The sequence below is a fragment of the bacterium genome (assembly GCA_013360215.1).
GTDB lineage: Bacteria > CLD3 > CLD3 > SB21 > SB21 > JABWCP01.
This window is the reverse complement of the sequence record JABWCP010000003.1, coordinates 190,055-202,099: the sequence shown is the minus strand read 5'-3', so window position 1 is coordinate 202,099 and position 12,045 is coordinate 190,055. Positions and strand designations below refer to the sequence as shown.

12 protein-coding genes are annotated in these 12,045 nt (G+C 47.1%); 10 read left to right on the top strand and 2 right to left on the bottom strand.

Annotation, left to right across the window (positions count from 1 at the left end; translation table 11 throughout):
- Both HUU58_03450 and HUU58_03445 read right to left on the bottom strand, forming a co-directional pair.
- Nucleotides 1-623, bottom strand: a 623-nt coding sequence (locus tag HUU58_03450; protein NUN44712.1) for a PQQ-like beta-propeller repeat protein, incomplete at its 3' end; no start/stop codon positions are given.
- Nucleotides 624-900: 277 nt separating this feature from the next.
- Nucleotides 901-1,599, bottom strand: coding sequence for a rhomboid family intramembrane serine protease (locus HUU58_03445; protein NUN44711.1), 699 nt, complete (start codon nucleotides 1,597-1,599; stop codon nucleotides 901-903).
- 516 nt (nucleotides 1,600-2,115) lie between these two features.
- Here HUU58_03445 and dnaN point away from each other — a divergent pair.
- The 10 genes from dnaN (at nucleotide 2,116) to HUU58_03395 (ending at nucleotide 12,036) form a co-directional block, all read left to right on the top strand.
- On the top strand, nucleotides 2,116-3,228 hold the full coding sequence (gene dnaN / locus HUU58_03440) for a DNA polymerase III subunit beta (protein NUN44710.1): 1,113 nt from the start codon (nucleotides 2,116-2,118) through the stop codon (nucleotides 3,226-3,228).
- A gap of 20 nt (nucleotides 3,229-3,248) precedes the next feature.
- Nucleotides 3,249-4,382: a DNA replication/repair protein RecF gene (gene recF, locus HUU58_03435; GenBank protein NUN44709.1), complete on the top strand. Its 1,134-nt coding sequence runs from the start codon at nucleotides 3,249-3,251 to the stop codon at nucleotides 4,380-4,382.
- Nucleotides 4,379-4,675, top strand: a complete 297-nt coding sequence (locus HUU58_03430; GenBank protein NUN44708.1) for a DUF721 domain-containing protein — start codon at nucleotides 4,379-4,381, stop codon at nucleotides 4,673-4,675. The genes recF and HUU58_03430 overlap by 4 nt, the downstream gene beginning before the upstream one ends.
- 17 nt (nucleotides 4,676-4,692) lie before the next feature.
- Complete coding sequence (locus HUU58_03425; protein NUN44707.1) at nucleotides 4,693-5,082, top strand: DUF1801 domain-containing protein; 390 nt, start codon at nucleotides 4,693-4,695, stop codon at nucleotides 5,080-5,082.
- Between the two features lie 51 nt (nucleotides 5,083-5,133).
- Entirely contained in the window at nucleotides 5,134-7,068 is a 1,935-nt protein-coding gene (gene gyrB, locus HUU58_03420) for a DNA topoisomerase (ATP-hydrolyzing) subunit B (protein ID NUN44706.1), read from the top strand.
- Nucleotides 7,069-7,070: 2 nt separating this feature from the next.
- On the top strand, nucleotides 7,071-7,337 hold the full coding sequence (locus tag HUU58_03415) for a hypothetical protein (protein NUN44705.1): 267 nt from the start codon (nucleotides 7,071-7,073) through the stop codon (nucleotides 7,335-7,337).
- Nucleotides 7,327-7,887, top strand: coding sequence for a nucleotidyltransferase (locus tag HUU58_03410; protein NUN44704.1), 561 nt, complete (start codon nucleotides 7,327-7,329; stop codon nucleotides 7,885-7,887). Before HUU58_03415 ends, HUU58_03410 begins: the two co-directional genes overlap by 11 nt.
- A gap of 24 nt (nucleotides 7,888-7,911) precedes the next feature.
- On the top strand, nucleotides 7,912-10,359 hold the full coding sequence (gene gyrA / locus HUU58_03405; GenBank protein ID NUN44703.1) for a DNA gyrase subunit A: 2,448 nt from the start codon (nucleotides 7,912-7,914) through the stop codon (nucleotides 10,357-10,359).
- Nucleotides 10,360-10,443: 84 nt separating this feature from the next.
- Nucleotides 10,444-11,877 (top strand): hypothetical protein, encoded by a 1,434-nt coding sequence (locus tag HUU58_03400; GenBank protein ID NUN44702.1) that lies wholly within the window; start codon nucleotides 10,444-10,446, stop codon nucleotides 11,875-11,877.
- Nucleotides 11,878-11,889: 12 nt separating this feature from the next.
- Nucleotides 11,890-12,036, top strand: coding sequence for a CcmD family protein (locus tag HUU58_03395; GenBank protein ID NUN44701.1), 147 nt, complete (start codon nucleotides 11,890-11,892; stop codon nucleotides 12,034-12,036).
- Nucleotides 12,037-12,045 lie beyond the last annotated feature (9 nt).

The window sequence follows — 12,045 nt, the reverse complement described above, 5'->3', positions numbered from 1 at the left end:
GTATCCCGCGTGGCGCCATAGATCGCGCCATCCGGGCCGATCGCCGGTTTAGCGCTGGTTTCAGTAAAAGGCCCTGACAGCTTGAGTTTGTAGCGCCATTTGAGCGTACCATCGGGTTTGATTGCCGTGTAGCTGCTGTCCCTTGAAGCGAATCCGCCATAGATCGTACCGTCATGGCCTATGGCTAAAGATTCGTAGAAAAACTCGGCCTGTTGGGTATGGTATCGTACCGGGAAAAACCACTTGAGTGAGCCTGACGGAGTAAAAGCCATCACACCGATCTGCAAAGGCAAAGTATCTTGTTTGGGTGCGCCAAAAACATAAATCGTACCGTCATCGGCTACAGCCGGTGATGCGAAGTGCTGGTTATGACCAAGTTCAAACCCCCACTGCAAAGCGGGCTTGGAGGTCGGGCCGCTGACGCATGCATGCACACGCTGACGGGTAGCGCGTTTGGTGTTAAAGGGATCGCCATAGCCCGATGGCCACACCTGCGCGGATAGCGACAGATTACCATCTGTGCACTCGAGCGGTTTATACGTCTCATGTTCCTTAGGGTCGCAGCCGGGTAACAGCATCACGATCACCATCAGCATGAGGCTTATCGGGCAGGTTTGTTTCATGTTATTCTTTTTTATCAAGTTTCATCACCTCCTCTACCAAGGAATCGTTTGTTTGCACGGCTACGGGATTATCCCATATACCGTGGGTCATTCCTTAGTACCGGAGGCTGTGATGAAATTACAAATTATTTGGAGAAATATTCTTCTTTATTTTTATCGGATCAGAGCTACGGATACGGAATATATTCTCGATAAGCCACAGCTAATCATAAGAATTTTTCGACTTAGCGTCTCCGCGAGAAGACAATAGAATAGAAGAATAGAAAAAAAATGTGAACTATTCGTATTCCTCATCGTACCATCTTCGCGGTTCCCGTTGACGGAAAACAAAAACCAGAATCGCGCCGAATACAAACCCACCCAGATGCGCCCACCAGGCAACACCGCTCGAAGCATCGGACATGAGCGAAGCCGTTCCTTGTAAAAATTGTAAAACAACCCAAAAGCCGAGAAAAAAAATGGCCGGAATTTCAAAAAACTGAATAAAAATGAAAATCGGCACCAGTGTAAGTACGCGCGAATGCGGAAATAATACGATGTAAGCACCCATCACGCCGGCTATGGCACCGCTGGCGCCGATCGTTGGTATGCGCGAGTCGGCATTGAGGTACGCATGCGAAAGCCCGGCACCAAGTCCGCACAACAGATAAAACAGCAAAAAACGCCCGCGACCCATGCGATCTTCCACATTATCGCCGAAAATCCACAGATACCACATATTACCGATGGCGTGCATCCAACCGCCATGCAAAAACATGGATGTGAAAAACGGAAAAAAGCGTTCGATGAAATTGGCGCGACCAAACTCACCTTGCCAAAAATATTTTGCCGGTATGATGCCTAGCGCGTTGATCAATCGGTTGAGTTGCTCGCCTAACGATACTTCATACAGAAAGATCAGGCTATTGATCACGATCAATACAGTCGTGACCAGCGGAAACCGGGAAGAGGGGATGGTGTCGCGAATGGGAAACATAGTTTAATGTGTATGCTTGTCCGTGTTTTTTTGTGTACGTGTTTTGGGTTATCGTGCGGAAAATATGATACATGGTGTTTAATAGTTATGGATCGTATTGATCAAAAACACCTTCCGTTGTTTGAATGCGTGGCGCCTGTAATACTAAAACGAAAACGTGAACAAATAAAATAAACGGTTTGTATTATCGCGCTTCGCGCTAAAAAATTATTTTACACAAACAGGCAAAACAAATTAATAACATTCGCCGATAAAACGGAACTATTTTTTATAAAAAACAAGGGCATGCACGTCATACAAACGCGCATGGAACTTTACGGATAGGGTGTTTTTGGGCGGTGATAATCATAATATTTTGCTTGAATTTTTGACAATAAAACACTATGATTTTCAGTTTTAAAAATGCCCGTCAACCCTTGATTTTGTTGAATTTCACGGTGAAATAAAACCCGTCGTTTGGCACTATAATTTTTTGAATAGAATATATTTGTTATTTAGCCACAGGAGTTGCAGGATATGAAGTTTACGGTTGCTCAGGCCGATCTGGCCAAAGGATTGGCGCGTGTTATCAGCGTCGTTCCCTCAAAATCCACGTTGCCCGTGCTGAGCAACGTCATGCTCAAAGCGCAAGATGGTTTCCTTACGTTAACCGCTACGGATTTGGATGTTTCGATCACCACCAAAATTCAAGTGGATGTCAAACAACCCGGAAGCATCACGGTACCGTCCAAACCCCTCAACGATCTGGTTAAATCCCTGCCCAATATTCCACTGGAAGTTTCCGCCGATGCACAGTTCAAATTTTTCGTGCATTGCGATAATGAAGAATACCGCATTCCCGGTGAGTCGGACGACGATTATCCGTCGCTTCCGACCGTTGACGAAAAAGGTTCGCTGACCATCGAAGCCAAACAACTTTCCCGCATGATCGGCAAAACGATTTTCGCCGTCAGTAACGATCAGTTGCGCCCGGCTTTGACGGGTGTTCTTTTTCAGATTCATGGCAGCGAGTTTCGCCTTGTAGCGACCGACGGTCATCGCCTTGGTAAAATGGTATGCACCAAATTTGAAACCACGATCAAAGAAAAAACCAACGTGATCGTGCCGACCAAAGCTTTGTCTGAAGTAGCCAAAGACACCAAAGACGCGACCAAAATTATTTTCGGACAAAATCACATTTGTTTCGACATGGGCGACACCCAACTTTTCGGACGTATTTTGGATGAAAATTATCCGGATTATGAACGTGTGATCCCCGGCGACAATAATAAAAAATTGACGGTGGATGCCGCTACGCTTGTCGAAAAAGTTCGCCGTGCTTCGATTTTTGCCAATCCGATTACGCACCAGATTCGTCTCGCGATGGACAAAGACGGCGCGCGCATTTCCGCCGAAGATGTGGACGGCGGCGGTAAGGGTTCCAACCAGATCAAAGCCGAGTATGATGGCGATGCCTTGCAGATCGGTTATAATGCGCAGCTCCTTTTGAGCGCACTCAATAATATTGACACGCAGGATGTCGTCATCGCGTACAAAGGCCCCACAACGGCCGGTGTGATCACGCCGTCGCATCAACTCGAGCATGAAAATCAGATGATGCTGGTGATGCCCGTTCGCCTCAACGATTAACGCGGAGGCTGACCCGTTCCGTGCTCATTCGCCGTCTCAGGCTCCGGGATTTTCGCAATTATACCGACGCGGAAATACAGTTTGCTCCGGGTCTCAATGTGATTACGGGCGATAACGGACAAGGCAAAACGTCGCTGCTGGAAGCCGTTTATTATCTTTGCCTCACTAAAAGTTTTAAAACGACGGAAGACGAATCGGCCATCCGGTTTAATACGTCGTATTTTGATATCGAAGGGCAATTGGCCCGCGATGAAAGTTCTTTGGAAAATGATGAAATACGCCTTGTCGTACATCGTGCGGAAGGCAAATCGCTTTTGGTCGGAAAAAAACGTCAGGATCGTTTTTCGGAACATATCGGACGTTTCCCGGCGGTGATTTCCGCTCCGGAAGATGTAGCGATCGTGTCCGGCGCTCCCGGTAACCGACGCCGCTGGCTTGATATGGCGCTGTCGCAATTATATCCGGTGTACCTCAAAGATTTGTTGGACTATCGGCAGGCTTTGAAACAGCGCAATGCTTTATTTGCCGCCACGTTTTTAAGACCGGATCTGCTTGCGGTTTGGGATCGTGAATTGGCTACGGTCGGTGCGCGTATTATTCGGCGCCGATTGGAGTTTGTACGGTCTTTTGCCGGATGGGCGGCGCGCGTATATGGCGAGTTGGCCGTGGTATCCGAACAGGCATCCATCAGTTATAAAAGTACGATCGCCAATGCGGATACGATAAACAGGTGGTGCGAAACTTTGCCCGACGATCAAAGTATCGCGGAGGCGATGGCTAAAACAATCGCTGAAAACCGCGATCGCGAAATGATGCGCCAAACTTCGCTGATCGGGCCGCACAAAGACGAACTTTTGCTTTTACTTAACGACAAAGCGATACGTGAGTTTGGTTCGCAAGGACAACTCAAAACCATGGCGCTGGCGTTGAAACTGGCCGAGTTTCTACATATGGCCGAACGCCGGGAGTTGCAACCTCTGCTTTTGCTGGATGATGTTTTTTCGGAACTGGATTGGACAAGACGTCATAATCTTATCCGGTATCTTGAAAACGCCGGCCAGGTTTTTTTAACAAGCGCCGATACGGAACGTGATTTTGAAACCAAAAGACCGATCCGGCATTTTAAAGTGATAAACGGAAGTGTAAGTGCGTGAAACCCAAAAAAACAGATGCGACGCCGCTCGGTGAAGCGCTGGATAAGTTACTCAAACGTTATAAGATCGCGGATCGTGTACACGAGCAGGTCGTTCTGGAGCAGTTTGAACGCCTCATGGGAACGGCATTTACTCAGCGCGCCAAAGCGGTCAAGATCGAAGACGGACTGCTTTTTTTGGAGGTGGTCAATAGCGTGTGGCGGCAGGAACTTTTTTATCAAAAAAGAAATATTATCGAACGGATCAATTCCGCGTTAGGTGAAAAAATAGTACGCGAAATAGTTTTCCGGTAATTTTGAAATAATGCGTTATGCATAAAGATGTTAAAGCCTATCACGGCCAACTCTCCGACGAAGATCGGCTGATCTGCGAAACACTGTACGCTGAGATTAGCCGCGGATTGCCGGAGGCCGAAAACAAAGTATGGCATGCGCATCCGGTTTGGTTTCTTGATGGGAATCCGATTGTCGGATACAGCAAGCTGAAAAGCTGCATTCGATTGCTCTTTTGGAGCGGACAGTCATTTGATGAACCCGGTCTGCAAAATGAAGGCCGTTTCAAAGCAGCGGAAAAACGTTTTACAAGCGCGGATCAGGTTATCAAAAAAGACTTGGCGCGTTGGTTAAAAAAAGCCAAAACGATACAATGGGATTACAAGAATATCGTTAAGCGAAAGGGTGTACTGGAAAGATTGAAATAAGAACCGTCAGAAAATAAATCATAATCATAGATTAAAAGGACTAAAGGATTCATGGCAGAAAAAGAACAGAAAAAAACCGGCGCAAAATACGACGCTGAAAATATTCAGGTTCTCGAAGGACTAGAGCACGTTCGTCGTCGTCCCGCGATGTATATCGGCGATGTCAGTACCCGCGGTTTGCACCATCTGGTGTATGAAATTGTTGATAACTCCATTGACGAAGCGATGGCCGGTTATTGCACGGAGATCAATGTTTCCATCAATGAAGATAATTCGATCACCGTCGTGGACAATGGCCGCGGTATTCCCGTGGACATGCACCCGACGGAAAAGAAACCTGCGGTCGAAGTCGTTATGACCGTGCTAGGCGCCGGCGGTAAGTTTGACAAAAATACGTACAAAGTCTCCGGCGGTTTGCACGGTGTCGGTGCGTCCGTCGTCAATGCGCTTTCCGAATGGTGCGAAGTCGAAGTGCGCCGAAACGGAAAGATGTATCGTCAGAAATACAAAGCCGGTCGTTCGACGACCAAAGTTGACGAAGTGGGCAAGTCCAAAGAAAGCGGTACGACAACGACGTTTATGGCGGACAGTACGATTTTCAAAAAAATCGTGTACACTTTTGACACATTGTCCGCACGTATGCGCGAACTGGCATTTCTCAACCGCAATCTGAAAATCACGCTGGAAGATAAACGCGAAAAGAATCGTCGCGAAGAATACCACTACGAAGGCGGCATTTCGCAGTTCGTCCAATATCTTGACGAATCGCGTACGGCGCTGATGAAAAAACCGATCTATATCGAAACCGAAAAAGAAAACGTGCCGGTCGAGATTGCATTTCAGTACAACGATTCCTACAACGAAAACGTATTCAGCTACGTCAATAACATCAATACCGTCGAAGGCGGCACGCACCTTTCCGGTTTTCGTACAGCGCTTACGCGTACTCTGAATAATTACGCGACTAAAAACAATCTGGTCAAAGAAAAAGAAGGCATCTCGATTCAGGGCGATGATACCCGCGAAGGTCTGACAGCGATTATCAGCGTTAAGATCGCCGAGCCGCAATTTGAAGGGCAAACCAAAACCAAACTGGGTAATAGCGAAGTTAAGGGTATCGTGGAACAAGCTGTCGGCGAAGGTCTGATGGAGTTTCTCGAAAAGAGTCCCGGTGTTGCCAAACAGATTATTGATAAGTGTCTTCAGGCCGCGCGTGCCCGCGAAGCTGCACGTAAAGCGCGTGATCTTACGCGTAAGAAAAACATGCTGGAGTCATCCGGTCTTCCCGGAAAATTAGCCGATTGCTCCATCAGCGATCCGCAATATTGTGAAATTTATCTCGTCGAGGGTGATTCCGCCGGCGGCTCGGCCAAGCAAGGCCGTGATCGTCGTTTTCAGGCAATTCTCCCCCTGAAAGGTAAAATCCTCAACGTCGAAAAAGCGCGTCTCGATAAAATGCTTTCCAATGAGGAAATTCTTACCATCGTAAGCGCGATCGGCACGGGCATCGGTACCGATGATTTTAATCTCGCCAACCTGCGCTACGGCAAAGTCATTATCATGACCGATGCCGACGTGGACGGTGCACATATTCGCACGCTGCTGCTCACGTTTTTCTTCCGTCACATGCGCCAATTGGTCGAAAACGGTAACTTATACATTGCCCAGCCGCCGCTATATCGCTTGAAAAAAGGTAAAGAAGAAAAATACGCGTTTGATGATGAAGAAAAAGCCGCCATGCTCAAACAGTGGGGCGCCAAAGAAGAAGATACCAATATTCAGCGGTACAAAGGTTTGGGTGAAATGAACCCCGAGCAGCTTTGGTCCACGACGATGGATCCGGACAAACGCGTCATGATGCAGGTGACTATCGAAGATGCAGCGACCGCCGATCACGTGTTTTCTACGTTGATGGGTGACGCCGTCGAACCGCGCCGTAAATTTATCGAAGACAATGCGAAATACGTACGCAATTTGGATGTATAATTATGTCGCGCGAAGATTACATTCGTCGCCAGAAAGCATGGGCGGCATTCCATCGTTGGGATTCTAAACAAAGAAAAACGGTGTACGAAAATATGCCTTATGAAGCCAAAGTCGCCGAGTTTGAAGAGCTATATTGTACGGCGTTACAACGCAATCCTGGCATTTTTAGTAACGACGTCGCTTCGGAAATGTCAAAAGATTCTGACGCATATCAACATCGCCTGAAAATGGTTGAAGTTCGGAAACGATTGCGCTCTTATGTTGCTTGACGAAGCGTTGATCGCTATCGCAACACAGCTGAATGAGGCTTCTATCCCGTACATGATTGTCGGAGGTCAGGCGGCCATTTATTACGGCGAAACGCGTTTTACAAAAGATATTGATGTGACGATGCGACTGTTGCCGGATCAATGCGAAGATGTTCTTAAAAAATTGACGGCGTTTGAGTCTATGACGGATCATCCCGAAACATTCGCTCGGGATACGTGGGTTTTACCGTTGAGGCATCGATCAACCGGAATAAAAGTGGATCTTATTTTTAGCGCGACGCAGTTTGAATATGATGCGATTACTAACGGTCAACGGAAACAGATTAGAGGAACGGAAGTTAATTTTATAGCTCCGGAGTATTTGATTGTTCAGAAACTTATTGCCGGACGCCCTAAGGATGTTGACGATGTTCAGAAAATTATACAAGTACAGAAGGATAGACTCAATATCCGACGAATCGAACAAATGATAAGGCAATTTGACGACGAGCTAGGGCAGACAGATTTTTTTCAGCTTTGGAAAACTACTATTAAAATTGATATAAAGTAATGGAAAGGAATTAAAGGTAACCCGATGTCCACTATAGAAAAACTTGTTCCGCGTAATATCGAAGACGAGATGCGGGAATGTTACATCGATTATTCGATGTCCGTCATTGTGTCCCGTGCGATTCCGGATGTGCGCGACGGATTGAAACCGGTGCATCGCCGCGTGCTTTTTGGTATGAATGAACTCGGCATGTCTTACAATAAGCCGTATAAAAAATCGGCGCGTATCGTCGGTGAAGTGCTTGGTAAATACCACCCGCACGGCGACACGGCCGTGTACGATACGATCGTTCGTATGGCCCAACCTTTTTCGCTGCGCTATATGCTGGTGGATGGGCAGGGTAATTTCGGTTCGATTGACGGCGATTCGCCGGCCGCCATGCGTTATACGGAGTGCCGCTTGTCCCGTATCGCTGAAGAAATGTTGCGCGATCTCGAAAAAAACACGGTTAATTTTGTACCCAATTTTGACGATACGCTCAAAATGCCGGAAGTGCTTCCGGCGGTTATGCCGAATTTGCTGGTCAACGGTTCTACCGGTATTGCCGTCGGTATGGCGACCAATATTCCTCCGCATAATCTGACGGAGGTGGTGGACGGATTGCATGCGTTGATCGACGATCCGGAAATCACGATCAAAGATTTGATGAAGCATATCAAAGGACCGGATTTTCCGACGGCCGGCATCATCAATGGCGTGGCGGGTATCAAAGAAGCCTACGAAACAGGCCGCGGTAAAATCATCATCCGCGCGCGCGCCAATATCGAGACCAATAAAAATAATCGGCAAAGCATTATTATCACCGAACTCCCGTACACGGTGAATAAAGCGAATCTTGTCGAAAAAATTTCCGATCTCGTGCGTGAGAAAAAAGTCGAAGATATCAGCGCTCTGCGCGACGAATCCGATCGCGACGGTATCCGCGTAGTGATCGAACTGAAGCGTGATGCCAATGCGCAAGTGGTGATGAATAACCTCTTCAAGCATACGCAGATGCAAACGACGTTCGGTATTATCATTCTGGCGCTTGTGGACGGACGCCCGATGGTCCTCAATCTTAAGCAAACGCTTCAGCATTTCATTGACCATCGCCACGAAGTGGTGCAACGCCGTACGCAATTCGAACTCGAAGCCGCAGAACGCCGTGCGCACATTTTAGAAGGCTTAAAAATAGCGCTTGAGAATATTGATGCGATCATTCAGCTGATCAAAAAGTCCAAAGATCCTGCCGTGGCTAAAGAAGGCTTGATGAAAAAATACAAGCTTTCCGAAATTCAGGCGACGGAAATTCTCAAAATGCAGCTCCAGCGCCTTACGAACCTGGAAGTCGAAAAAATCGAAAACGAATACCGTGACGTGATCAAGCTTATTGAAAAGCTCAAAGGTATTCTCGCCAGCAAAGCCAAACGTATGGCGATCATCAAAGATGAATTGGCGGATATTCGTAAAACGTTCGGCGATGAACGCCGTACGGAGATCCTCAAAAAAGAAGTTGAAGAAATTGACTTTGAAGATACGATCGCTGAAGAAGAAGTGGTTGTCACCATTTCGCGGCAGGGTTATATCAAGCGCTTCCCTGTGAGCGGTTATCGTCGCCAGGGCCGCGGAGGTCAAGGTGTATCCGGCGGTCAGACCAAGGATGATGATTTTATCGAGCATCTTTTTGTTGCTTCCACGCACGAATACATCATGTTCTTTACCAACAAGGGCCGTTGTTATTGGCTGAAGGTGTATGAAGTGCCTGAGCTTAGTAAAACGGCGCGCGGTAAACACATCAGTAACCTGATCGAACAGCAATCGGACGAGAAAATCCGTGCCGTGATCAATGTCAAAGAATTCAGTGATCAATTGTCCGTATTGATGGTAACCAAAGAAGGTGTCATCAAACGTTCCAATCTTTCCGAATACAGCAATCCCCGCAAAGGCGGTATCATCGCTATTACCATCGAGAAAAACGATGATCTTGTAGACGCTCAGTTGACTGATCTTAAGCAAGATGTATTGCTCGGAACGCATGACGGTATCGCTATTCGTTTCCACGGTGAAGAAGTTCGTGAAATGGGTCGCTCGGCGCGCGGCGTCACCGGTATCAATTTGGAAAAAGGTGATTATGTGGTCGGCATGGTCTCACTCAAACGTGAAAACGGTACGATCCTTGTCGTTTCCGATATGGGTTATGGCAAACGCAGCGAAGTCGGCGATTATCGCACCACACGCCGCGGCGGAAAAGGTATCATCTCAATGAAAGCCACCGACAAAACCGGGGCCATGATTGCTATCCGTGAAGTGGTGGACAATGAAGATCTGATGATCATCACGCAAAACGGTATGGTCATTCGCCTCAAAATGGCGGACATTCGTACGATGGGCCGTAATACCCAAGGCGTTCGTCTCGTCAAACTGAAAGAAGACGACACGATTTCAGATATTACAAGTATCAAAGAAGAAGAATCGGAGGAGGCGCAGGACTGATCAGGCACTGCGCAAGCTGTCAGTAGTTCTGACGGCTCATCATAATAAAGGGCTCCCGCGCGCGGTGCGCGGGTGAAACGGGGTATGTTTGAAACGATAGTTGACGGGATTTATGAACAAATCCGTCAGAAGATGCATACGGACCAGAATCACTGGTCGTATTTTGAACTGACCGGAAAAGGTTCGGATGAAGTGGTTCGGAAAATCTTTACCGGTAAGTACGAACAGATTTTTCGAGCAGAAAAAGCCCGCATCGTGGCGGCGCGCATCAATACAGCCCTTCCTTACGGCAAAGCGCCGGTAGATAAGGCGTTGGATATATTGGTGGATGAACTGAAACGCGAATGGCTGATACCGAAAACGGAAGTGGAACAAACGCTTCGCGAGTCGTTATTGTTACGTTTGCAATACATCACGATGCCGCTGGCAACGGTCGAATCGTTGATGTTTGCCGATACGCCGGCGCGTACGATCGAAGAGATCGTCAATCAGTACCGTGTGTTTGAAATCTACAAATACTATCCCGATGCTTTGGAGCGTTATGCTAAAGCCAAAGCCATCACGCATCTCAATAAAATCCAGCTTCGTCTGCTCATCAACGAGATCAATCAAAGCCTTTTTGGTAAAGATGCTCTGGAGAACGTGCTCAAACTGTGCGGTCTTGTGATGAAAGAAGTGAATGAGCTGCGCGGCGCGTCGACAAATACGATCGAAATTGGTTTGTTGATGAAGGCTTTTGCCGATCGTTCGTTGCGTGATTTTGAAGTAGCGCTCAATATCGAAAAGGAATTGGGCAATGAGCAGATCAATATTTACGGCTTACGACAAGTTCTCAATCGTTTTGTTATACTGAAAGAGAAGAAAGCCGTGGCGGCCGAAAAAACGATCGTGAATCTATCACCTAAATCGGAGCCCTCACCGGTCGAATCCAGACCCGCGGCTAAGCCCAAAGATACTACGGATCTCGTCATCGATAAAGTGCGAAAGGACGAAGAAAGCGGCGAGATTATCGACCTCAATGCGATATTAAGCCATCAACCTTCAAAGGAAAAAACCGACGAACTGCGCCCCAAGCCGAAAGAGCCGACTGTTGAGACGATAGCTTTTCCCGCAGATATGAAAGCTAAAACCGGTTCGACTAAAATAAAATTTGCTCCTGAAACAGTCGCAGAGGTAACGGGCGAATTTATCAAAGAAGAGCTGGTCCAAGGTTTTTCGGACGATACGCAAACCATCCGTCTTAAGGATATCAAAGAATCGGATAATTTAGTGCTTTTGCAGTCGGTGATCACGCCGAAAGATGAACAGATTTTTATGAAGTCTATTTTTGGCGGTGATGAAGCGTACTATCGTGATTTTGTGAGTCAAGTCAATCGCAGTAAAACGTGGAAAGAGGCGATCACGGTGGTGGATGATATGCTATTCGAAAAGAAAGTTGATCCGTATTGTAAAGAAGCGATTCGATTGAGCGATGTTGTATATATGCGTTACTATCCGCCTGAAAAAAATAACGGTTAAGGAATAATTTCGATGGAGAATTTAGGTTACTTGTTTGCCGCATTTGCCGCGATATGGGTATTGCTGTTCTACTATGTACAGCGTATGAATAGCAAACAAAAACAGATGATGAAAGACTTGGAAGCGTTGCGGCAGATCGTGGAAGAAAAAAAAGGTTAGCGGAGTTTT